Origin of the sequence: Xanthomonas translucens pv. cerealis (assembly GCF_006838285.1) — a bacterium.
Lineage (GTDB): Bacteria > Pseudomonadota > Gammaproteobacteria > Xanthomonadales > Xanthomonadaceae > Xanthomonas_A > Xanthomonas_A cerealis.
Genome location: NZ_CP038228.1, coordinates 1,586,619 through 1,609,504 on the forward strand (window position 1 = coordinate 1,586,619; position 22,886 = coordinate 1,609,504).

A 22,886-nucleotide genomic window follows, 5' to 3' on the forward strand; every position below is an offset into this window, starting at 1 on the left:
GGCCGCACTCGGCCACCCTGCCGCGATGACCGCCGAACTGGCCCAACTCGCGCTGATCCTGGCCTTGCTGCTGGCGCTGGCGCAGGGCGTGCTGCCGCTGCTCGGCGCCTGGCGCGGCGATCGCGCGCTGATGGCGGTGGCGCGGCCGGCCGCCTGGGCGCAGGCGCTGTTCGCCTGGCTGGCCTTCGCCCTGCTCGCCTATGCGCTGCTGCGCCTGGATTTTTCGGTGCGCTACGTGGCCGCCAACGCCAACCTGGCGCAACCCTGGTACTACCGGCTGGCCGCGGTGTGGGGCGCGCACGAAGGCTCGCTGCTGCTGTGGATCGCCATTCTCAATCTATGGACGGTGCTGCTGGCGCGCAGCAGCCGGCACCTGCCGCAGGCGTTCGCCGCGCGCGTGCTCGGCGTGCTCGGCCTGATCGCCGCCGGCTTCCTGGCGTTCGTGCTGTTCACCTCCAACCCGTTCGCGCGGCTGTCGCCGATGCCGCTGGACGGCAGCGAACTCAACCCGGTGCTGCAGGATCCGGGCATGGTGTTCCATCCGCCGGTGCTCTACACCGGCTACGTCGGCTTCTCGGTCGCCTTCGCCTTCGCCATCGCCGCCTTGCTCGGCGGCGAACAGCAGCAGGCCTGGGTGCGCTGGGCGCGGCCGTGGACAAACGTCGCCTGGGGCTTCCTCACCGCCGGCATCGTCGCCGGCAGCTGGTGGGCCTATGCCGAACTGGGCTGGGGCGGCTGGTGGTTCTGGGATCCGGTGGAGAACGCCAGCTTCATGCCGTGGCTGGTCGGCGCGGCGCTGATCCACACCCAGGCGGTCACCGAGAAACGCGGCGCGCTGGGCGCCTGGACCCTGCTGCTGTCGATCCTCGCCTTCTCGCTGTCGTTGCTTGGCACCTTCCTGGTGCGCTCGGGCGTGCTGACCTCGGTGCACGCCTTTGCCGCCGACCCGCGTCGCGGCCTGTACATCCTTGGCTTCCTGATCGTGGCGGTCGGCGGCGCGCTGCTGCTGTACGCGCTGCGCGCGCCGCGGCTGGCCGCCGGCAAGCCGTTCAGCGCCTTGTCGCGGGAAACCGCGATCCTGGTCGGTAATCTGATGCTGACCGTGGCCGCGGCGATGGTGCTGCTGGGCACGCTGTTCCCGTTGCTCGGCGATGCGCTGAAGCTGGGCAAGGTCTCGGTCGGCCCGCCCTACTTCGGCCTGCTGTTCCCGCTACTGATGCTGCCGGTGGTGCTGCTGCTGCCGTTCGGTCCCCACCTGCGCTGGGGCCGGACCGAAGCGGGCGCGCTGCAGGCGGTGGCGGTACGCGCCGTGCTGGCCGCACTGGCCTGCGCGCTGGTCGCCTTCGTGCTGAGCGACGGCTCGGCACGCGCGGTGGCCGGCGTCGCCGCCGCCACCTGGATCGGTGTCGGCACCGCCTTGTACGCGTACAAACGCCTGCGCGAAGCGCCGCGCGGGCGCCGCTTCCCCGCGGAGCTGGCCGGCATGCTGCTGGCGCATGCCGGGGTGGCGGTCTTCGTGGCTGGCGTGCTGCTGTCGGACAGCCTGTCGATCGAGCGCGACGTGCGCCTGGCGCCGGGGCAAAGCGAACAGATCGGCGGCTACGCGTTCCGCTTCGACGGCGTGCGCATGATCGACGGCCCCAACTGGAAGGCCGAACAAGGCACGCTGACGGTGAGCCGCGACGGTGCGGCGGTGGCGCTGCTGCATCCGCAGAAGCGCCTGTATTCCAGCGAGCGGATCCAGACCGAGGCGGCGATCGATGCCGGCGTCACCCGCGATCTGTACGTCGCGCTGGGCGAGCCGATGGACGACCAGCACATCGAGAACGCCTGGACCCTGCGCCTGTACTACAAACCCTTCATCCGCTGGATCTGGCTGGGCGGCCTGCTGATGATGCTCGGCGGCTTCGTCAGCGCCTGTGCGCGGCGCTTGCGTGCGCCGCACACGGGCGAGCACGGCGCCGAACCTGGCGCAGCCGTCGCCACGCGCGCAGCGGCGGCATCGCCATGAGCCGGCTGCTGCCGCTGCTCGGTTTCCTGCTGCTGGCCGCGCTGTTCGGCTTCGGCATCTACTGGAGCCGCGTGCACGATCCGCGCGAGGTGCCCTCGCCGCTGATCGGCAAGCCGGCGCCGGTGTTCTCGCTGCCGCGCCTAGATAACCCCGCGCAGCGCGCTGGCAGCGCCGAATTGCGCGGCCGCCCCTACCTGCTGAACGTGTTCGGCAGCTGGTGCCTGGCCTGCGGCGAAGAACACCCGGTGCTGATGGCGCACGCCAACGACCTCGGTGTCGCGCTGATCGGCTACGCCTACAAGGACGACCCGCGCGACGCACGCGACTGGCTCGCACAGCGCGGCAATCCGTACACGCTGGTCGTGGTCGATCTGGACGGACAGCGCGCGCTCGACTTCGGCGTCTACGGCGCCCCGGAAACCTTCCTGATCGATGCCCAGGGCGTGATCCGCTACAAGCACATCGGCGTGCTGACCCCCACGGTGATCGCCACCGAATTGCGCCCGGCGATCGCCGCGCTTGGCGGAGCGCGGCGATGAGCGGGACTTCTGCGCGAACGCGGCGCGGGCGGCCATGGAGCAGACCGTGGCTGCCGTTGCTGGCCTTGCTGCTGCTCGCCCACGCGTTGCCGGCAGCGGCACAGGCTGTAGATCCGCTGCCGTTCCAGGATCGGCAGCAGGAACTGCGCTTCCAGCGCCTGACCGCGCAATTGCGCTGCCTGGTCTGCCAGAACGAGAACCTGGCCGACTCCAACGCCACCCTGGCGCGCGACCTGCGCCACCAGGTGTTCGCGCAGTTGCAGGCCGGCCGCAGCGACGCGCAGATCAAGCAGTACATGGTCGATCGCTATTCGCAGTTCGTGCTCTACGATCCGCCGCTGGCGCCCAGCACCTGGCTGCTGTGGTTCGGCCCGTTGCTGTTCCTGCTCGGTGGCGCAACCCTGGTCGTGGCCACGCTGCGGCGCCGGGCCGCAGCGGCGCAAGTCCCTGCGCAACAGGAGACGGAAGAACAATGGTGAGCGTCGGTTTCTGCATTACCGCCACGCTGATGGTGGCCGTCGCATTGAGCGCCTTGCTGTGGCCGCTGCTGCGCCGGCATCCGGGCGCACGCAGGTGGCGGCTGACCGCCGCGGCGCTGCTGGCGGCGACGCTGCCGCTGGCCAGTGCCGGCCTGTATCTGCTGGTCGGCGACCCGGCCGCGCTCGCCGGCGTCCCCGGGCAGGCCACGCCGGTGCCGGCACCCGCGCCAGACCCGACGCCACCGGCACTGCAGCAATGGATGGACAAGGCGCTGTCCGCCACGCAAGCGCAACGTCCCGCCGAGGCGCGCGACGCCTACGCGCAGGCGCTACGAATCGACCCGGACAACCGCGACGCGCTGCTCGGCTGGGTCGAGGCGGACATGGCGCAGCAACCCGACTTCGCCGTCGGCGCGACCGCACACGGCATGCTCGAGCGCGTGCTCGCGCAGCAAGCGGACAACCAGCGCGGCCTGTGGATGCTCGGCATCGGCGAATTCCAGCGGCAGCATTACGCAGACGCCGCGGCGCACTGGCGGCATCTGCGCAGCCTGCTGCCCGAAACTTCCCCGCTGCGCGAAGCAGTGGCGCAGAAAATCGCCGCTGCCGAAGCGATGGCCGCGGCGCCCCCACCTGTGCCCGCCGCGACACGCTGAAGCGCCACTGCTTGCGCGAGCTATCGAACGATCTCGGCATCCAACTCGGCGACTCGGGTCATCGTCTCTGCCTGCGCTGGGGAGCAACCGGATTCTTGCCCTGAGGCGAAAGCTATCCACCCCGACGCTGCTGCACGCCAGCGGATCGCATGTGCACGCGTTCGACGCTTCCCGACCAATCTCGGGTAGGCTGCGTGTCCGATCCTTGCGGCCGCCGCCAGGATCGGAGGCGAGAACAAGGCCATCCTGCGATTACAGTGCACGCCGGGTATGGATCGGCCCGTCACGCTGTGTTGCCAAGTAAGCAGCCGCGCTTGATTCCATTTCATGCCACGTTCGTGCCGCTGGCGCTTGCCGCAGCATCGCTGGGCCTGGTCGCTGCGCTGCTGTCCGGGGTGGTGATGCGACAGCCGTTGTCAGGGCAGGTAGCCGTGGCTGACCTGGTGCAACACGGCTTGCACGATGCGTGCCTGCCTGGCGACCCCCAACAGATGGCCGGCGAGCGCCGGCGCCGCCAGGCGATGCCACAATCGCGTGGCCCCGGCTTTGCTGGAGATCGGGAAATAGAGCCGCAGCGCGGCAATAGGCTGCTGGCTACCCGCGCTCACTGGATGCCCTCCTCGCTCGCGCTTGCGGACGCGGTATCGCCCGGCGGCGTTGGCGGCCGTTCTCCAGCCTGCCGTCGTTGTTGCGCGTGAAACTGCCCCAGTTCGGCCAGACGCAAGGCATCCGGAATGGCCTGCCGATGGCCGCGGTGCTTGCCATTTCCCACGCGCTGGGCGTGGTAGATGCCGGTATGGCCCGAGAACAGATACGCGGTGACGCAACCGATCGCTGCCAGCGGGCCGATGTCGGCGCCGAACAACTCCATGGCCATCAGCGTGGTGGCGATCGGCGTATTGGCGGCGCCGGAGAAAACGGCGACGAAGCCGATCCCGGCCAGCAGCGGGAACGGCAGGTGCAGCAGCGGCGCCAGCGCGTTGCCGAGGGTCGCGCCGATGTAGAACAGCGGCGTGACTTCCCCGCCCTTGAAACCGGTCCCCAGCGAGGCCACGGTAAACGCAAGCTTGCCGAAGAAATCCCATGGCGCCATCGGCTGCTGGAAGGAACGCACGATGTCGGGGATGCCCAGACCGATGTAGCGGTAGCCATCGAGCGCCCACACCGCAGTGGCAACCACGCTGCCGCCAACGGCCGGCCGCAGCGGCGCATAACGGATGCAACGTTTGACCAGCGCGCCGAGCCGGTGCGTGGCGGTAGCGAACAGCATGCCGACCAGGCCGAACACGCCGCCCGCGGCGACCACGGCCAGCACGCTCGATACGCCGACCGGCACGACCTGAGCCATCGCATAGTGCGTGTGATGCACGCCCCACGCCAGGCACGCCTGGTCGGCGACGATCGCGGCGACGATGCACGGGAACAGTGCATCGTAGCGCATGCGACCGATCGCGAGCAATTCCAGGCCGAACACCGCGCCCGCCAACGGCGTTCCGAACACCGAGGCGAATCCGGCGCTGATGCCGGCCATCAACAGGACGCGCCGGTCCTGACGCTGGATGCGCAGCACATGGGTGAGCTGGTCGGCCAGCGCCGCGCCCATCTGCACGGCGGTTCCCTCGCGACCGACCGATGCGCCGAACAGGTGCGAGACCACCGTTGCGCCCAGCACCAGCGGCACCAGGCGCAAGGGCACGACCTTCCTGGGGTCGTGGATCTCGTCGATGATCAGGTTGTTGCCGCCATCGACGCTCTTGCCCAACAGGTGATAGACCAGGCCCACGCCGAATCCGGCCGCGGGCAGTAGCCAGACGATCCATTGGTGGGCTTCGCGCCAGGCCGTGGCGCGATCCAGGGAAAACAGGAAGAATGCGGAGGCGCTGCCTGCGAGCAAGCCAGCGACGCTGGCGATCAGCAGCCACTTGCCCAGATAAGGCAGCAGTTCGAGTTGTTCGGGTCGGCGGAATAGGCGCATCGGTCTTGTCTGCTCGAAGGGATCGGGCTGACCGAGAGCAAGGGAAGCGGACGCATGCGCCTACAGCCCCGACCGCGGTCAGGTGTCTGTAGGCGTCATCAACTGCGCCGTCGGCACAGTGGTTGAAGGAGGAACGCCATCTCCTGTGGGCGCATTATGGAACGCGGCCAGAAGCGTGTCCAGCCGCGCCCGGATGTGCCCTGCCCTTCAATTTCGACAGGCGGTCCAGGCGCATGGTCGACATTAGTCTCTGCGGGAACACGGCGCGCAGGCATGTCGCCTGCCGCGGCGCCGATCACCGCTGCGGCTTGCCCTTGTCAGCGCGTGCCTGCTCGCGTGCGGCGCGCAACCGGTCGAGCTTGTCCTTGAGCTTGATCTCCAGGCCGCGCTCCACCGGCCGGTAGTACACGCGCTCGCCCATCGCATCCGGAAACCCGGTCTGATCCAGGGCGATGCCGCCCTCGGCATCGTGGTCGTACTGGTAATGCTCGCCGTAACCAAGGTTCTTCATCAGTTTGGTTGGCGCGTTGCGCAGATGCAGCGGCACTTCCTGGGTGCCGCTCTCGCGCACTTCGGCCTTGGCCTGGTTGAACGCGGCGTAGCCGGCGTTGGACTTGGCGGTGCTGGCCAGGTACAGCACCAACTGCGCGAAGGCCAGCTCGCCTTCCGGGCTGCCCAGCCGCTCGTAGATGTCCCAGGCTTCCAGCGCCATCTGCTGCGCGCGCGGATCGGCCAGGCCGATGTCCTCGATCGCCATGCGGGTCAGGCGCCGCGCCAGGTAGGATGGGTCGCAGCCGCCGTCGAGCATGCGCGTGAGCCAGTACAGCGCCGCATCCGGATTGGAACTGCGCACCGACTTGTGCAGCGCCGAAATCTGGTCGTAGAACTGCTCGCCGCCCTTGTCGAAACGGCGGGTGCGGTCGGCCAGCACCTGCAGCAGGGTCTGCGGGGTGATCTCGCCGTCCTCGCCCTGGGCCAGCTCGGCGGCGATCTCCAGCAGGGTCAGCGCGCGCCGCACGTCGCCGTCGGCGGCGCTGGCGATCTCCAGCAGCGCTGTGTTCGACACCCGGATCGCCTCGCTGCCCAGGCCGCGCTCGCTGTCGTGCAGCGCACGCTGCAGCGCCTCGACGATGTCCTGCGGCGACACCGATTCCAGCACGTGCACACGGCAGCGCGACAGCAGCGCCGAGTTCAGTTCGAACGACGGGTTCTCGGTGGTGGCGCCGACGAACAGGATGGTGCCGCGCTCGATATGCGGCAGGAACGCGTCCTGCTGTGCCTTGTTGAAGCGGTGCACCTCGTCCACGAACAGCACCGTGCGGCGCCCGTCGGCGAAGCGCTGCGCGGCCTCGGCCAGCACCAGCCGCACCTCCGGCAGGCCGGACAGCACCGCCGAGATCGCCTTGAATTCGGCCTCGGCGTACTGCGCCAGCAGCAGCGCCAGGGTGGTCTTGCCGCAGCCCGGCGGCCCCCACAGGATCATCGAATGCACGCGCCCGGATTCGACCGCGCGGCGCAGCGCGCTGGCCGGGGCCAGCAGGCGTTTCTGTCCGACCATCTCGTCGAGCGTACGCGGGCGCATGCGCTCGGCCAGCGGGCGCATCGCATCGCGATCGACGCTCAGCAGGTCGGGGGTATCGGCGAGGAGTCTGCGCTTGGCCACCCGCCCATTCTATCGCCCGTCTGCGTGCGACGTGCGCCGCTGCAACCCGCGCCGACGCCGGCGAGCGTTAGCGCAGCGGTCAGCCGCTGGCGCACATCAGCTGCCGCAATGCCGGCGAACCTTCCGTTTTCAACACGCCACTTCGCCGACCGGTATTCGCGATCGACCGCACCATGGGACCTTTTGCACCACGCTGGCGCAAGCCCGGAGGCCACGGCTCGCCATATTGCACGCCAAAGCGAAACCATAGAGGGCATCGCGAACGTGAAAATTCCATTGCGCGAATTATTTCTATGCCTAAGTTTCCGCTACGGCCCTATGGGGTTTCCGCCTGTCTGCCGGGCATGGCCGAAACCGTCTCGCATCCATCTGCGCCCTCGGCAAAGCGGCAGACGCACAACAAGCTGGCGACTCCCGAGCCAAGCGCGTTCGAAGCCGAGCTGATCGCAGCGCAAGACGCGCCCCTGACCTGGTCGGCCGCACTGTTGCAAAAGGCCGAGCAGAACAAGGCGGTTCCCTTCACCCCGCTGAGCGCGAACAAGCAGCGCTCGTGGACCCTGCCCTGGCGCAAGGCAGGCGCGATCCTGGGACTGGACAGCGGAACGCCGCTGCCGCATCGCGACCTGCTCCGCCATGCGTCCTCCTCCGCTCGCCCTGCCGGCGACGCGGACAGCGCCGCCGCGCGCCAGCCCGGGACGGCCGCGCAACGGCCCGATGCCGCACCGGATCTGAATGACGCGTTGCTGGCGCGCCTCGAGCACACCAATGGCCGCCTCGCCATCGGTATTGCCCGGCGCCATGCAGACGAACTGAAGTACGCGCATACCCAGACATTGCAGTCGGCGCGCGAGCGGTTGGCGTTGCTGGCGCGCCGCGCCGGCAACCTGGGCGACCGCATCGCCCGGCTCAGACAGCAACGTGGCGAATTGGTGCGGCAGATGCAGCAATGCGATGCGCAAGCGGACGCGGTGTCTGCCGCGCTGCGGGAGCTGGAGCCGAAGGTCGCGGCCACGCGCGACGCACTGGCCGCCGCGAACAGTCGCGGCCAGCCGCCGCAATCCGCGGCGCCGGCCGGATCGTCGTCGGCCGCGGTGGATGGGGATGCCGCCATGGTTCAGGCACGTGCGGCGCTCGCCCGGCTAGAATGCGAACTTGGCCGCGCGCGCAGCAATGGCAATGCGCTTGCCAAGGCAGTCTTCTTCGGCCGCGGCGGCGCGCAAGCCGAGGCGCTGGCGCAACAGCTCACGCAGGCCAATGCCGAGCTGGAAACGCTGCAAAGCGCGCATGCGCGGGCACAGGCACATGTGCAGTCGCTGCAACGATGCGCGCAAGGCGCGCCGGGCGCTGCAAGCACCTGCGCACCGGCATCCGCTGCTTGCGGCCCAGCAGACACGCAGACGCAAACCATGCGCAACCGGCTGCTGCAGCACGAACGCATGCAGGCCCTGCAACGTGGTCACGGCGAGCGTTGCCAGCGGCAGAAGCGGCGGCTGCAGAACGAATTGCGGCGCGTGGACACGCAGTTGGAGCAGGCGCGGCAGTCGTTGCAGGTCAATACCAGCGAACTTTGGCAGCAGGACCGAACCGTGCACGCGCTCGAGGAAGCGCAAGGCCGGATGGAACAGGCCGTGGTCCGGGTGGATCAGGACCTGTCCAGTACCGAAGCGCAGCACGATGCGCTGCAGGCAACATTCGCCAGCACCAACGCTGACACGGCCGAACGCTTGCTCGATGCCCTGCCAGGCTTCCATGCGCAGACATTGTGCGCGGCCGACGAGCAGACCCTGCGCGCCTGGACCACCGCGGTGCAGACGCGCGGCGATGCGTTCGGCAGCGACGCATTGTCGCCGGCCGACGCGATCGAGATCGGCTTGCAGGCACTGTCGATTGCCGCCAGGGGCGACATCGCGCAGGCCGCGCAGGCCCTGCGCGAGCTGGACGCGATCGGTTTGCGCGAACTGGTGCCGGCGCCGGGGACCGATACGCCGGCGTTGAGCGAGACCACCGCCGCCTGCGTCGGATTGCTGGCTGGCGTGCCGCGCGGCATGCAGGTGCTTGCGCAGATGCTGCGGGCCGAGCAGACAGCGCCGTCCAGGGAACAGCGGGAGGCCGCGCAGATCTATCTGCGTGCCGGCCAGCTGTATGCGAAGACGGAGGTGGCGCAGAGCGCCCAGCGCACCTGGCTGTCCGCGGCACAGGCCGGGGCGCAGCATGCGCTGCATGGCGCATCGCCGACGCACGGCTTGGAGGCGGCCACGCAGATGCAACGCAGCGCTTTCCACGCATTGCGCAACGGCTATGAGAGCACCGCCGCCGGGTCGCCCTATGCGCAGGTCAACGCCAGCCTGCAGATGTTCGCGCAATGGGCGCGCGCCGGCAACGCGAGCGCACAGCGAGGCCAACTCAACCCCTTGCATGCGCTGGAACTGGGAACGCGGGTGGCCGCTGCCGAAGCGCTGCCCACCCCCTCGCGGCGCGCCGGCGAGGAACTGCGCAAGGCAGCGGAGCACCTGACCGGCTGGTTGAACGAAAGGCGCCATGCGCAGCGTGGGGCTGGGCAGCTCCCGGCCCCGCAGGAGCTGGCGCTACAGGCGCTTGCGGAATATGTGCGCTGGAGCCCGGCCGAACAGGACCTGACGCGGCTCGCCTTCACTCCCAAACTGCTGCGCGACATCCAGCGGCGCGGACTGGATCTGCAACACCACGCCGCGCGTTCCGCGCGCACCGATCCGGCTGCATCCACGGCCGCGTGCCATCCCGCGGTCGAGGCCGCCTGGAGCGCCTTGCGCGCCGGCGGCATGCGGCTGCCGGACACGATGCGCCTGCTCCAGCGCGGCCTGCTCGACCACCGCGAGCAGGCCGCTGCTAGCGCCGGCGATGACACGCTGGAATCGGCCGAACGCCAACGTTTCCATCAGGCCGTCGCCAGCGCCAGCCGCCTGCTGCATGATGGCGATAGCGCCCGCGTGCGATCGCCTGAGACCTTGTTCGATGCGCTGCGCGACCTGCTGGGCCATCTGGCATGGCGCGACAAACTGCGCATCACCGAACAACGCGTGCTCGGCCTCAACGCAGCGCCGCTGTCGGCCGCGCTGGCGGTGATCCCCGCCGGGCTCGGGCTGAAGCTGGCGCTGGGCGGACAGGCCAGCACCGAGGCCTCGATGGAAATCTACATGGGACGCACCGGCCTATCGCTGCAGATCGGGCGACAGGCGACGCGGCAGCTGCAGGCCGCGGCGGGAATCAGCGCCGGTTTGCTGCTGCCGGGTACCGACGCCGCGCCGGTGGTACTGGGCGGAACCGCCGAATGGCGCTTGAAGATGGAGTCGAGTCTAGAGAATGGCGTGCAGATCCGCGTGCCGCGGCGCGGCAAAGGCCACGAACTTGAGCAGCGCGCGCAATTCCTGGCCATGTTCGAGCATCTGTTGCGCATGGCCGGCGAACCCGACAGCGACGGCGTGCCGCTTGCGCAACGCGACCTGCTGGGAGCGTTGCTGGCAGAGCATCCCAGCATCACCGTCGGTGTGATCGACGGTGCCCAGCGCACCGCGTCGAGCACCGAATCCAGCATCGCGGCAACCGCCGGCGTGCGCGTGGGGGAGATGGACGGTCGGCCACGGCGCGTCACGCTCGGCGCGTCTGTGGGCGTCAAGGCGCGCCGCGAGAGCGCCAGCTCGCAGACCCCGATCGCCGGCTACATGAACATGCTGCTGAAGGATTCGACGGCGCAGTCCAGGGTCGAGATGGCCGCGCGCGCTTCGGCCAGTGTGGTGGCCCAGCAGTGGCATCGCCCCGCCGTGGCGGATGCCGCACCCACGCCGTTGGCGCGGCTGTCCACCGGCACGCTCGAGCTGGGTTTCAGCAAGGAACTGCATTCGGCCGGCAGCACCACGTTCACCACGCTGTGGATGTTCAACAACGAAATCGATCCGGTGCGCACCGACCGCGGGTTCGAGTTCCAGAGCTTCGCCCAGTTCGAACACGACGTGCGCCGCAACTGGCCGCTATGGACCAATTACGGGGTCGCCAAGCTGCGCGGCAAGGTGGACGAACAGCGCCTTTATCTGGTGGCCGAGCGTCAGCTGGAAGACTTCATGGACCGAGTCCGCGTGCATATGCGCGACAACCGCTTCGCCTCGCTGATCGTGGACTGGGTGTTGCAGACCGAGGCCGCGCCGCGCCTGGACGCGCTGCGCGCGCAGAGCCAGCTGTTGCGGATGGCCGGGCGCGAGGCGGAGGCGGCGCAGGCCGAGCGCGACTTCGACGCGCTGCTGAGCCAGCCGGCGATATGGGAACCCACCATTTTGATCCTGCGCGAGAAGGGCAAGCGCCAGCGCGAGCGCGGCATCGACTTCTTCGTCAAACGCCAGACCAACCAGTTGGCCGAGGCGATGCGCACGGTCGGCCAATGGACGCCTTACGAACCGGTGCCGTGAAAGCGCCGACCCGGCGCCGGCAGATCTGCCCTGGCCGAACCCAGGCCGGTTCGGCGCCTCAGCGGTCGCCGACTACGTCCACGTCCTTGTCCGGCACGTAGCGGAAGGTGCCGGCGGCGAAGGCCGGATTGCGCTTCCAGCCAGTGAAGCTGATCTCGGTACGCTGGCCGACCGCATCGACCACTTCCATCCGTGCCAGGCCGCCGGCGTCGAAGCCGAGCTTGGCGATCTGGAAGCTGGCCTCGGTGTCCACCTTCGGCGTCATCGACAGCCACTGCAGGCCGTCCCGCGCCACGGCTTCCTCGCTGACGTCGTACTGGCGGTCCAGCTTGCCCGGGTCGATCAGCGCGGTCAGCGGGCTGTTCTGCTCCTCGGCGCCCTGGGTGCGCATCGTGGCCTGCTTCAGGTCAGGATCGTAGACCCAGACCTTGGCGCCGTCGGCGACGATCAATTGCGTATAGGGCTTGTGGTATTCCCAGCGGAACAGGCGCGGCGCCGACAACGCGACGCGGCCGCTGGTGGTTTCCTTCAGCGCGCCCTTGCCGTCGTAGACCTTCTGCGCGAACTGGCCATCCAGGCCCTTGAGCCCGCGGGTGAAGGTGTTCAGGTCGTCGCGCGCGCCGGCGAAGGCGCTGCCGGCCAGCAGCGCGCTGGCAAAGAGGGTGTAACGGAGTATGGAAAGCATGCGGACGGCGTTCCGGATGGAGTGTGGGAAGTGTGACGCGTTCAAGCTGAATAGGCGATCAGAGGCAAGCGCGCTCACTGTCCGGTCTGCATGCGGCCGAGATCGCCGTACAGGATCTGCCCACGGAAACCGCGCCGCACCTGCTGGTATAGCTCGCGGAACGCCGCGTAGTCCTGCGGCTGGCACAGCGCCTGCGGGCCATGCACAGCGCGTCGGTGCAGCGTATGCGTGGCGACCACGGTCTGGCCGTCGCGCACCCAGGTCGCGGCGTATTCGCCGGCGGCGTTGCCGAAGCGGGTGTCGGCGGGGATGGCGATGATCGGCACGCTGTCCGGGAAGGTCAGCCGGTAGGTTTCGCTGCGCGCGTTGTCATTGCAGTAGAACGGGGTCAGGTTGTGCTCGGCCGAGGTGGTGGCGTAGACCCCACGCACCGAGTCGGCGCCGGGCATCTGCGGCAGGGTCATGCCACCGACCACGCCGAAGTCGACGTAGTCGCTGGCGCGGAACCGGTAGGCATAGCCGAACGGCCGGCTCAGGTCCTGCGGCGCGCCACTCAGTTCCAGCTCGCCGCTGCCGTCGAAGCCGGACGCGGCCAGGATCGATTCCTCGATACGGGTGCGGTTCTGCGTATTCAGCTGCACGAACATGGTGCGCAGGCCGATCTCGCCGATCTGGCCGCTATCGAGTTTGGTCATGCCGCGCAGGCTGCCGTCGGCGGCGAAGCGGTAGTCGGCCTCGGCCTGGTACAGGTTCAGCCGCGCGTCGTTGGGCGGGGTGCGCTCCACGCTGCCGTCCACGGTGTGCAGCACCGGCACGCCCAGATCGCCTGACGGCAGCTGGCCGAAGCGCGCGTAGGGATTGGTCGAGTCCACGTACAGCTTGAACTCGGGCAGATAGGTGATGGCGTGGTTGAAGCGGCCGAGCACCGGCACGTCCGGCAGGGTCGGCCCGCCTTCGGCGCCGATCAGCACCGGCGTGCTGGCGATACCTTTGGCCGCCAGCAGCGCTTCCAGCACCACGGTGTGGTCCTTGCAGTCGCCGTAATGGTTGTCGAGGATGCTATCGGCGCTGTTCGGCTGCAGCCCGCCGTTGCCCAGGTACACCGCCACGTAGCGGATGTTGCGCGCCACCCACTCGTACAGCGCAGTCGCCTGCGCGCGGCGCTCGCCGATGCCGGCGGTGATCTGCTCGGCGCGCGCGCGCACCTTCGGCGTTACCTGCGCAGCGACGCCGCTGCTGCGCTGGTAGGCCTGGCCCATCTGCGACCAGCGGCGGAAGCTACTGACCATGATGGTCGGGCTGAATTCCCAGGTCGCCGCCGCCCAGTTCTGGCTCTTCATCGGCTCGCGGCGCTGGTAGCGCCATTCCCAGCGCGCCTGCGCGCCGTCGATCTTCGGCGTGTTGGCACCGTCCACGCCGCGCGTGTACAGGTACATCGGCATGCGCCGCGGCGCGACCAGGGTCACCGTGGCGTCGTCGTACTGGGAGAACACGCTGAAGGTCTCCCACAGGCTGAAATAGCCGGGGAAGTACGGTACCGCCTGGGTGCGGCGCACCCGGTACACCAGTCGCGTGCCCGGCATCAGGTTGGGGAACACCACCACCTTGACCTTGCGATCGGCGTACATCGCCGCCGAGGCGCTGGAATAGCTTTCCTGGGTGTAGATCTTGTCGGCCGGCACGTCGTGGCGCAGCCCGTCCGGGGTGATCGCGTAGGCGGCCAGCACCTCCAGCGTTTCCAGCTTTTCGCTATAACTCAGCCGAACCTGGCTGAACTTGTCCACGCCGGCCTTGGTCTTCAACAGCAGCTCGTACTCGTCGGTCTCCACGCTGCCGGCGTCGTCGCGCACCTCGTAGTCGGCGCGGTAGCGCACGTAGCTGTAGTTGTTGGCGACCTCGGGCGTCGCCGCGGCTTGGCTGGCGGCCGCAGCGGCTGGGGCTGGCGGCTGCGCGGCGGCAACGGACCCGGCCATGGCCAGGACGGCGCACAACAGCAGGCGCAGGGGGCAGGCGGTTGGGGACATCGGCGACGGCAGCGGGCGGGAACGGCCGCCAGCATCGCATGCGGCGCGGCACCGGGCAGTTGCGATGGCCGGGAATCGGGGTGCGGGCCGCGTCGCGCGCCTCACTTGGGCGGCGGCGGCGCCAGCACGCTGCGGTCGCCGTTGTGTTCGGGGGGGCTGACCACGCCGGCCGCCTCCATCGCCTCGATCAGCCGCGCGGCGCGGTTGTAGCCGATCTTCAGCCGCCGCTGCACGCCGGAGATCGACGCGCGGCGGGTCTCGGTGACGATGCGCAAGGCTTCGTCGTACAGCGGATCGGATTCGTCGCCGCCGCCGCCGCTGCTCTCCGGCAGGCCGGTGGCACCGACCACGGTGCCGTCGCCCATGGTCTGCACTTCGTCGAGCACGCCCTCGATGTAGTCGGCCGGGCCGCTGGCCTTGAGGTGCTCGACCACGCGATGCACTTCCTCGTCGCTGACGAAGGCGCCGTGCACGCGGTCGGGCATGGCCGTGCCCGGCGGCAGGTACAGCATGTCGCCGTGGCCGAGCAGGGTCTCGGCGCCGGACTGGTCGAGGATGGTGCGCGAGTCGATCTTGGAGCTGACCTGGAACGCGATGCGGGTCGGGATGTTGGCCTTGATCAGGCCGGTGATCACGTCCACCGACGGGCGCTGGGTGGCCAGGATCAGGTGGATGCCGGCCGCGCGTGCTTTCTGCGCCAGGCGCGCGATCAGCTCCTCGACCTTCTTGCCGACGATCATCATCATGTCAGCGAATTCGTCGATGAAGATGACGATGAACGGCAGCGTGTCCAGCGGCCGCGGCGCCTCGGCCAGGTCCGGGTTGGGCTTGAACAGCGGGTCCATCATCGGCTGCCCGGCGTCCTGCGCATCCTTGACCTTCTTGTTGAAGCCGGCCAGGTTGCGCACCCCGACCGTGCTCATCAGCTTGTAGCGGCGTTCCATCTCCGCCACGCACCAGCGCAGGCCGTTGGCAGCCTCCTTCATGTCGGTGACCACCGGCGCCAGCAGATGCGGAATGCCTTGGTAGACGCTCAGCTCGAGCATCTTCGGATCGATCATCAGCATCCGCAGTTCCTTGGCCGAGGCCTTGTACAGCAGGCTCAGCACCATCGCGTTGACCGCCACCGACTTGCCCGAGCCAGTGGTGCCGGCAACCAGCAGATGCGGCATGCGCGCCAGATCGGCCACGGTCGGGCGGCCGGCGATGTCCTTGCCCAGCGCCAGGGTCAGCGGGCTAGGCGACTTGTCGTATTCCTTGGAGCGCAGCAGCTCGCTGAGGTAGATCATCTCGCGGCTGACGTTGGGGATTTCCAGGCCGACCACCGATTTGCCCGGGATCACGTCGACCACGCGCACCGACTTCACCGACAGGCCACGCGCGATGTCCTTGTCCAGCGAGCTGATCTGGCTGACCTTGATGCCCGGCGCCGGCTCGATCTCGAAACGGGTGATGACCGGCCCCGGATAGGCGCCGACCACCTGCGCCTCGATGCGGAAGTCCTTGAGCTTGAACTCGATCTGCCGCGACAGGGTTTCCAGGGTTTCCTCGGAATAGCCCTTGGTCTGCGGCTTGGGGTCGTCGAGCAGGGCCAGCGGCGGGATGCCGGACTGGTCGCCGCTGGTGCCATGGAACAGCGGGATCTGCTGCTCGCGCTTGGCCCGCTCGCTCTTCTCCACCACCGGCGCCGGCGGCGGCTCGATCCTGACCGGCTCGCGCTTGGCGCGCTGCACCGCATCGACCTTGCGCACTTCCTCGCGTTCCTCGCGCATGGCGCGGGTCTGCTGCCATTCGTTGGCCTGCTGGCTGCCGCGCCGCGCCAGCGTCGGCAGGGTCATCATCGCGCGGCCGATGCGCTCCATCACCGCGAACCAGGACAGGCCGGTGGCCAAAGTGATCGACACCAGCAGCAGCACCAGCACGAACAGGTTGCTGCCCAGCGCGCCGAAGCCGGCGGTCAACGAGCTGCCGACCAGCTTGCCGAGGATGCCGCCGGCGCCGGCCACGTCGCCGCTGAACAGGCGCAGGTGCAGCAGCCCGGTGCCGGCGATCAGGAAACCGACGATGCCGACCAGGCGCAACGCCGGACCCAGGTCGGCCTCGCCGTCGCCATCGCTGTCCATGCCGAACAGCGCGATCCAGGAGATCGCGCCGATCACCACCGGCAGCAGGAACGCCACATAGCCGAACAGCTGCAGCAGCACGTCGGCGATCCAGGCGCCGAACTTGCCGCCCATGTTGTGCACCGGCGCGACCACGTTGCCGGTATGCGACCAGCCCGGATCGGTCGCCGAGTAAGTGGCCAGGCTGGCTAACAGGTACAGCAGCAGCGGCGCGATCGCGATCAGCGCCAGGTCGCGCCACAGCTTCTGCCGGCGCGGATTGGCCGCGGCGGCCTGCTTGCGTGCGGCCGCATTGGCGCCCTGGGATTTGCCGCGTTCCGGAACCTGCTTCGCCACGCTATGACCAAACCTTAGAAATACACTGTTAGTGATTGATAATAAACGAATCGGCCTGGCATTTCAGCAGTCGAAACCTGAATCGTCCCGCCGCGCTTGCGGTAACGCCCGGCACCCCGCGGCGGCAGGCACACACGGCGTTGGCACGGTGACAGGTGGGCCGCAGGCTGCAGCGTTCTCGCCACGCGGCTTGATTCATCCCAGGCCGGCCGCCACTCTATGCGACTTCGCCGGACACCGCGCAATGCCGCGCATCCGCCGCCATTTCAACCTCTTCGCGAGTATACATGAGCCCCCCTGCCCCCCTTTCCGCCAAGCATTCGCGCCTGCTGATCCTAGGTTCCGGCCCGGCCGGCTGGACCGCCGCGGTGTACGCCGCGCGCGCCAATCTCAAGCCGCTGGTGATCACCGGCCTGCAGCAGGGCGGCCAGCTGATGACCACCACCGAGGTCGACAACTGGCCCGGCGACGCCCATGGCCTGCTGGGACCGGACCTGATGGCGCGGATGCAGGCGCATGCCGAGCGCTTCGAGACCGAGGTGATCTTCGACCACATCCATACCGCCGACCTGTCGCAGCGCCCGTTCAGGCTCAGCGGCGACAGCGCCGAGTACACCTGCGACGCGCTGGTCATCGCCACCGGCGCCACCGCCAAGTACCTGGGCATCCCCTCGGAAGAGGCGTTCAAGGGCCGCGGCGTGTCCGCCTGCGCCACCTGCGACGGCTTCTTCTACAAGGACCAGGACGTGGTCGTGGTCGGCGGCGGCAACACCGCGGTGGAAGAGGCGCTGTACCTGTCCAACATCGCCCGCAAGGTCTACCTGGTGCACCGCCGCGACACCTTGCGCGCCGAAAAGATCATGCAGGACAAGCTGTTCGCCAAGGTCGCCGCCGGCAAGATCGAGACCGTCTGGCACCACGCCATCGACGAAGTGCTGGGCAACGAGGCCGGCGTCACCGGGGTGCGGGTCAAGTCCACCCAGGACGGCAGCACCCGCGAGATCGCCGCGCACGGGTTCTTCGTGGCCATCGGCCATCACCCCAACACGCAGCTGTTCGACGGCCAGCTGGCGATGAACAACGGCTACCTGGAGATCCGCTCCGGGCTGGGCGGCGCGGCCACCGAGACCTCGGTGCCGGGCGTGTTCGCCGCCGGCGACGTCGCCGACCAGCACTACCGGCAGGCGATCACCTCGGCCGGCTTTGGCTGCATGGCCGCGCTGGATGCCGAGCGCTATCTGGACAAGGGTGCCTGAGCACGCCGCCACGCGCGCGCTGACGGCGTCCGCCACGCGCGCGCGGGTGCGGGCATGAGCAGCGTGCGCTGGCTGCACCGGCTCGACGAGGTCGCCGCGGCCGACTGGGACGCGCTGCACGACGGCGGCAACCCGTTCGTCGCCCACGCGTTCCTGGCCGGCCTGGAACGGCACGGTTGCCTGCGCCCGGACTGGGGCTGGACGCCGCTGCACCTGACCCTGTGGGACGGCGATGCGCTGGTCGGCGCCGCGCCTGGCTACCTGAAGACCAACTCGCACGGCGAGTTCGTGTTCGATCATGCCTGGGCGCATGCCTACGCGCGCTACGGCAAGGACTACTTCCCGAAGTGGCTGTGCGCGGTGCCGTATTCGCCGGTGACCGGGCCGCGGCTGCTGGCGCGCGACACCGCCCGGCGCCAGGCGCTGCTCGCGGCGATGCAGGCGCTGACCGCGGCCAGCGGGCTGTCCTCGGCGCACGTGAACTTCCACAGCGCCGCGGACGACGCCGCGTTCGGCGAGGACTGGCTGGCGCGCAGCGACGTGCAGTACCAGTGGCACAACGAGGCCGGCTGGAGCGATTTCGACGCCTATCTGGCGGCGATGGACCACAAGCGGCGCAAGAACATCCGCCAGGAGCGGGCCAAGGTGCAGCGCGCCGGCATCGGTTTCCGCGTCGTGCACGGCGACGAGGCCAGCGCCGCCGACCTGCAGGCGATGTACGCGTTCTATCTGCGCACCTTCGACGACTACGGCAACTCGCCCGCGCTGACCCTGGAGCTCTTCTCGCATATCGCACGAGAAATGCCGCGTAACGTCCTGATATTCCTGGCCATGCAGGAAGAAAAGCCGATCGCCGGAGCGCTCTGCCTGCGCGGCGGCGACACCTTGTACGGCCGCTACTGGGGTGGCGACACCCTGCCCGGCCTGCATTTCGAAACCTGCTATTACCAGGGCATCGACTACTGCCTGCGCGAAGGCCTGACCCGTTTCGAGCCTGGCGCGCAGGGCGAGCACAAGATCGCCCGCGGCTTCCTGCCGCGGCTGGTGCGCAGCCGCCACTGGATCGCCGACCCCGGCTTCCGCGCGCCGCTGGCCGACTGGTGCGCCGAGGAAACCGCCGCGGTGCGCCAGCACGCGGCGACCCTGCTGCGGCACTCGCCGTTCCGCCCGGACTGAGCGCCCGCCCGATCGGCTACGCTGCGCCGATGCGCCGTCTCCCCGCCCTGCTTGCCGCCGATCCGGCCGCCCCATTCCCGCCCGCGGCCAGCGCGCTGCGCGAACCGGACGGCCTGCTCGCGATCGGCGGCGACCTGACCCCGACGCGCCTGCTCAATGCCTACGCGCACGGCATCTTCCCGTGGTACTCGGACGGCGATCCGATCCTGTGGTGGAGCCCGGACCCGCGCACCGTGTTCCGCAGCGACGCAGTGCGGCTGTCCTCGCGCTTCCGCCGCGCGCTGCGCCACTCGCCGTGGCGGGTGCGCGCCGACACCGCGTTCGCGCAGGTGATCGGCGCCTGCGCGCAGGCGCCGCGGCGCGGCCAGGACGGCACCTGGATCACCGCCGAGATGACGGCCGCCTACGTCGCCCTGCACCGTGCCGGACACGCTCACTCGGTGGAGGTGTTCGATGGCGAGGAGCTGGTCGGCGGCATCTACGGGGTGGCGCGTGGACGCATGTTCTTCGGCGAGAGCATGTTCAGCGCGCGCAGCGGCGGCTCCAAGGTGGCGCTGGCGGCGCTGGCCTGGCGCCTGCACGGCTGGGGCTGGCCGCTGATCGATGCCCAGGTCGAGAACGCGCACCTGCTCAGCCTCGGCGCGCAGCGCTGGCCGCGCGCCGTGTTCCTCGAGGCGATCGCCGCGCTGGCGGCCGATGCCACGCCTGCCGGCCCGTGGACGCCGCGTTTCGGCGAACTGGCGGCCGCAGAACTGGCCTACTGCTGAGCGGCGTTAACGCAAACTTTGCATGCTGCGGCCGAGGCGGGTAAAATCCCCGCTCTTCAGGCCTTTGTGGCCGCTCGCGAAATCGCACAGGATTACATGTCGAAAGACGACTCCATCGAATTCGAAGGCACCGTCAGCGAGACGTTGCCCAATACCACCTTCCGGGTCAAGCTGGAAAACGGGCACGAGATCATCGCCCACATCTCCGGACGCATGCGCAAGAACTACATCCGCATCCTGACCGGCGACCGGGTGAAGGTTGAAATGACCCCGTACGACCTGACCAAGGGTCGCATCACCTACCGCATGAAGTGACCGCCTCGCAGCGGTTGTGAAAAAGGCGGCCCTCGGCCGCCTTCTCGTCTCATCGGTGACATCGCAAGGCGACTGCAGGTTCTGCAGCCGCCTTTTGTCGTGGTTGGCGTTCTAGGACGCCATCACTCGACGGTCGCCGGCAGCAGGCGCTCCGGCTCGGCCTGGGTCTCAACCACCAGCTCGCCGTCGCGCACGTCGATGGTGACGCGGCCACCGCCGACCAGCTTGCCGAACAGCAGTTCGTCCGCCAGCGGGCGCTTGACCTTGTCCTGGATCACCCGCGCCATCGGCCGCGCGCCCATCAGCGGGTCGAAGCCGTGCTGGGCCAGCCAGTCGCGCGCGGTCGGCGTGGCCGACAGCGACACGTGCTTCTCCTGCAGCAGCATCTCCAGTTCGATGATGAACTTGTCGACCACGCGCAGGATGTGGCTGAACGCCAGCGGCTGGAACTGCACCACCGCGTCCAGGCGGTTGCGGAATTCCGGGGTGAAGCTGCGGCGGATGGTCTCCATCGCGTCGGTGGAATGGTCCTGCTTGGTGAAACCGATCGAGCGCCGCGAAGCCTGGGTGGCGCCGGCATTGGTGGTCATCACCAGGATCACGTTCTTGAAGTTGGCCTCGCGTCCGTTGGTATCGGTCAGCACGCCGCGGTCCATGACCTGCAGCAGGATGTTGAAGATGTCCGGATGCGCCTTCTCGACCTCGTCCAGCAGCAGCACGCAGTGCGGGGTCTTGACGATCTTCTCGGTCAGCAGGCCGCCCTGGTCGAAACCGACGTAGCCCGGAGGCGCACCGATCAGACGGCTGATCGAATGCGGCTCCATGTATTCGGACATATCGAAGCGTACCAGCTCGATGCCCAGCTGCAACGCCAGCTGCTTGGTCACCTCGGTCTTGCCGACGCCAGTGGGACCGGCGAACAGGAAGTTGCCGATCGGCTTCTCCGGATTGGCCAGGCCCGAGCGCGCCAGCTTGATCGACGAGGCCAGCGTCTCGATCGCCGGGTCCTGACCGAAGATCACCATCTTCAGGTTGCGCTCCAGATGCTGCAGCACGTCCTTGTCGGTGGCACTGACCTGCTTGGCCGGGATCCGCGCCATCTTGGCGACGATGGTCTCGATCTCCTCGATGTCGATCAACTCCTTGCGTACGCCCTGCGGCAGTAGCCGCTGGCGTGCGCCGGCCTCGTCCATGACGTCGATCGCCTTGTCAGGCAGCAGGCGGTCGCCGATATGCTTCACCGACAGGTCCACCGCCGCCTGCAGCGCGTCGTCGGCATAGGTCACCCCGTGGTGCGCCTCGTACTTGGGCTTCAGGCCCTGCAGAATCTCGAAGGTTTCGCCCACGGTCGGCTCGACGATGTCGATCTTCTGGAAGCGCCGCGCCAGCGCACGGTCCTTCTCGAAGATGCCGCGGTATTCCTGGAACGTGGTCGAGCCGATGCAGCGTAGATCGCCAGAGGCCAGTGCCGGCTTGATCAGATTGGAGGCGTCCATGGTACCGCCCGAGGCCGAGCCGGCACCGATGATGGTGTGGATCTCGTCAATGAACAGCACCGCGTTGGGCACCTTCTTCAGCGCGGTCAACACGCCTTTGAGGCGCTTCTCGAAGTCGCCGCGGTACTTGGTGCCGGCGACCAGCGCACCTAGATCCAGCGAATAGATGACCGCGTCGGCCAGCACCTCGGGCACGCTGCCCTCGACGATACGCTTGGCCAGGCCCTCGGCGATCGCGGTCTTGCCGACACCGGCCTCGCCCACGTACAGCGGGTTGTTCTTGCGCCGGCGGCACAACACCTGGATGGTGCGCTCGATTTCGTCGGCGCGGCCGACCAGCGGGTCGATGCGGCCGTTGCGCGCCTGCTCGTTCAGATTGCTGGCGTATTCGGCCAGGGCGTCGCCCTTGGCTTCGCCCTCACCTGCCTCGCCCTTGGCTTCGCCGTCGGACGGCGCCGGACTCTCGCCCTCCTCGCCCAGCTTGGCGATGCCGTGCGACAGGTAATTGACGATATCGAGCCGGGTGACGTCCTGCTGAGTCAGGAAATACACCGCATGCGAGTCCTTTTCACCGAAGATCGCGACCAGCACGTTGGCACCGGTGACCTCCTTTTTGCCCGAGGACTGCACGTGGTAGACCGCGCGCTGCAGCACCCGTTGGAAGCCCAGGGTGGGTTGCGTGTCGCGGCCGTCATCTTCGGCCAGACGCGACACCGAAGCTTCGATGGCCTGTTCCAGTTCGCTGCGCAAGCGTTCGGTATCGGCGCCGCAGGCCTTGAGCACCGCCTGTGCCGAAGGGTTGTCGAGCAAGGCCAACAAAAGGTGTTCGACCGTCATGAACTCATGGCGGGCTTCCCGGGCGCGCTTGTAGCACTGGCCGATGGTTTGCTCGAGATCTTTGCTGAACATGGTTCACTCCGACGTCTGTTGCCAACAATATGCGGCTGGA

General features: G+C 68.6%; 16 protein-coding genes and 1 riboswitch. Of the genes, 9 read left to right on the top strand and 7 right to left on the bottom strand.

The window, feature by feature from the left end; genetic code table 11:
* Positions 1 to 25 precede the first annotated feature (25 nt).
* From E4A48_RS07090 to E4A48_RS07105, 4 genes are read left to right on the top strand one after another with little or no spacing between them, the layout of a single operon-like run.
* Positions 26 to 2,011: a heme lyase CcmF/NrfE family subunit gene (locus E4A48_RS07090; RefSeq protein WP_142742131.1), complete on the top strand. Its 1,986-nt coding sequence runs from the start codon at positions 26 to 28 to the stop codon at positions 2,009 to 2,011.
* Positions 2,008 to 2,550, top strand: a complete 543-nt coding sequence (locus E4A48_RS07095; protein ID WP_142742132.1) for a DsbE family thiol:disulfide interchange protein — start codon at positions 2,008 to 2,010, stop codon at positions 2,548 to 2,550. The genes E4A48_RS07090 and E4A48_RS07095 overlap by 4 nt, the downstream gene beginning before the upstream one ends.
* Positions 2,547 to 3,029: a cytochrome c-type biogenesis protein gene (locus tag E4A48_RS07100; protein ID WP_039009988.1), complete on the top strand. Its 483-nt coding sequence runs from the start codon at positions 2,547 to 2,549 to the stop codon at positions 3,027 to 3,029. Before E4A48_RS07095 ends, E4A48_RS07100 begins: the two co-directional genes overlap by 4 nt.
* On the top strand, positions 3,023 to 3,685 hold the full coding sequence (locus E4A48_RS07105; protein WP_081044667.1) for a tetratricopeptide repeat protein: 663 nt from the start codon (positions 3,023 to 3,025) through the stop codon (positions 3,683 to 3,685). Before E4A48_RS07100 ends, E4A48_RS07105 begins: the two co-directional genes overlap by 7 nt.
* Positions 3,686 to 4,101: 416 nt before the next feature.
* On the opposite strand, the gene E4A48_RS07110 is transcribed toward E4A48_RS07105, so the two are convergent.
* From E4A48_RS07110 to E4A48_RS07120, 3 genes are all read right to left on the bottom strand, one after another.
* Positions 4,102 to 4,293, bottom strand: a complete 192-nt coding sequence (locus E4A48_RS07110; protein WP_142742133.1) for a hypothetical protein — start codon at positions 4,291 to 4,293, stop codon at positions 4,102 to 4,104.
* Positions 4,290 to 5,660, bottom strand: coding sequence for a voltage-gated chloride channel family protein (locus tag E4A48_RS07115; protein WP_142742134.1), 1,371 nt, complete (start codon positions 5,658 to 5,660; stop codon positions 4,290 to 4,292). Before E4A48_RS07115 ends, E4A48_RS07110 begins: the two co-directional genes overlap by 4 nt.
* Before the next feature lie 82 nt (positions 5,661 to 5,742).
* A riboswitch (Fluoride riboswitch) is annotated at positions 5,743 to 5,813 on the bottom strand.
* Between the two features lie 142 nt (positions 5,814 to 5,955).
* Positions 5,956 to 7,263, bottom strand: coding sequence for a replication-associated recombination protein A (locus E4A48_RS07120; protein ID WP_409975487.1), 1,308 nt, complete (start codon positions 7,261 to 7,263; stop codon positions 5,956 to 5,958).
* Between the two features lie 353 nt (positions 7,264 to 7,616).
* Between E4A48_RS07120 and xopZ the strand changes: the two genes are divergently transcribed.
* Positions 7,617 to 11,759 (top strand): XopZ family type III secretion system effector, encoded by a 4,143-nt coding sequence (gene xopZ / locus E4A48_RS07125; protein ID WP_185910734.1) that lies wholly within the window; start codon positions 7,617 to 7,619, stop codon positions 11,757 to 11,759.
* Between the two features lie 58 nt (positions 11,760 to 11,817).
* On the opposite strand, the gene lolA is transcribed toward xopZ, so the two are convergent.
* The 3 genes from lolA to E4A48_RS07140 all read right to left on the bottom strand — a co-directional run bounded on the left by lolA (position 11,818) and on the right by E4A48_RS07140 (position 16,927).
* Positions 11,818 to 12,444 (bottom strand): outer membrane lipoprotein chaperone LolA, encoded by a 627-nt coding sequence (gene lolA / locus E4A48_RS07130; RefSeq protein WP_039009997.1) that lies wholly within the window; start codon positions 12,442 to 12,444, stop codon positions 11,818 to 11,820.
* Positions 12,445 to 12,518: 74 nt separating this feature from the next.
* On the bottom strand, positions 12,519 to 14,417 hold the full coding sequence (locus tag E4A48_RS07135) for a DUF3857 domain-containing transglutaminase family protein (RefSeq protein ID WP_176717127.1): 1,899 nt from the start codon (positions 14,415 to 14,417) through the stop codon (positions 12,519 to 12,521).
* A 152-nt stretch (positions 14,418 to 14,569) separates the two neighbouring features.
* Positions 14,570 to 16,927 (bottom strand): DNA translocase FtsK, encoded by a 2,358-nt coding sequence (locus E4A48_RS07140; RefSeq protein WP_142742135.1) that lies wholly within the window; start codon positions 16,925 to 16,927, stop codon positions 14,570 to 14,572.
* Between the two features lie 287 nt (positions 16,928 to 17,214).
* Here E4A48_RS07140 and trxB point away from each other — a divergent pair, with 287 nt between their 5' ends.
* The 4 genes from trxB (at position 17,215) to infA (ending at position 20,441) form a co-directional block, all read left to right on the top strand.
* The gene (gene trxB, locus E4A48_RS07145) at positions 17,215 to 18,183 is read left to right on the top strand and encodes a thioredoxin-disulfide reductase (RefSeq protein ID WP_142742136.1); all 969 of its coding nucleotides are present in this window, start codon (positions 17,215 to 17,217) and stop codon (positions 18,181 to 18,183) included.
* 54 nt (positions 18,184 to 18,237) lie between these two features.
* On the top strand, positions 18,238 to 19,359 hold the full coding sequence (locus tag E4A48_RS07150) for a GNAT family N-acetyltransferase (protein WP_142742137.1): 1,122 nt from the start codon (positions 18,238 to 18,240) through the stop codon (positions 19,357 to 19,359).
* A 29-nt stretch (positions 19,360 to 19,388) separates the two neighbouring features.
* On the top strand, positions 19,389 to 20,126 hold the full coding sequence (gene aat, locus E4A48_RS07155; protein ID WP_142742138.1) for a leucyl/phenylalanyl-tRNA--protein transferase: 738 nt from the start codon (positions 19,389 to 19,391) through the stop codon (positions 20,124 to 20,126).
* A gap of 96 nt (positions 20,127 to 20,222) precedes the next feature.
* Positions 20,223 to 20,441 carry a translation initiation factor IF-1 gene (infA, locus tag E4A48_RS07160; protein WP_004425677.1) on the top strand — a complete coding sequence of 73 codons (219 nt, stop codon included), beginning with the start codon at positions 20,223 to 20,225 and terminating at the stop codon, positions 20,439 to 20,441.
* 122 nt (positions 20,442 to 20,563) lie between these two features.
* Here infA and clpA read toward each other — a convergent pair whose 3' ends face one another.
* On the bottom strand, positions 20,564 to 22,846 hold the full coding sequence (gene clpA, locus E4A48_RS07165; RefSeq protein ID WP_039010006.1) for an ATP-dependent Clp protease ATP-binding subunit ClpA: 2,283 nt from the start codon (positions 22,844 to 22,846) through the stop codon (positions 20,564 to 20,566).
* Positions 22,847 to 22,886 lie beyond the last annotated feature (40 nt).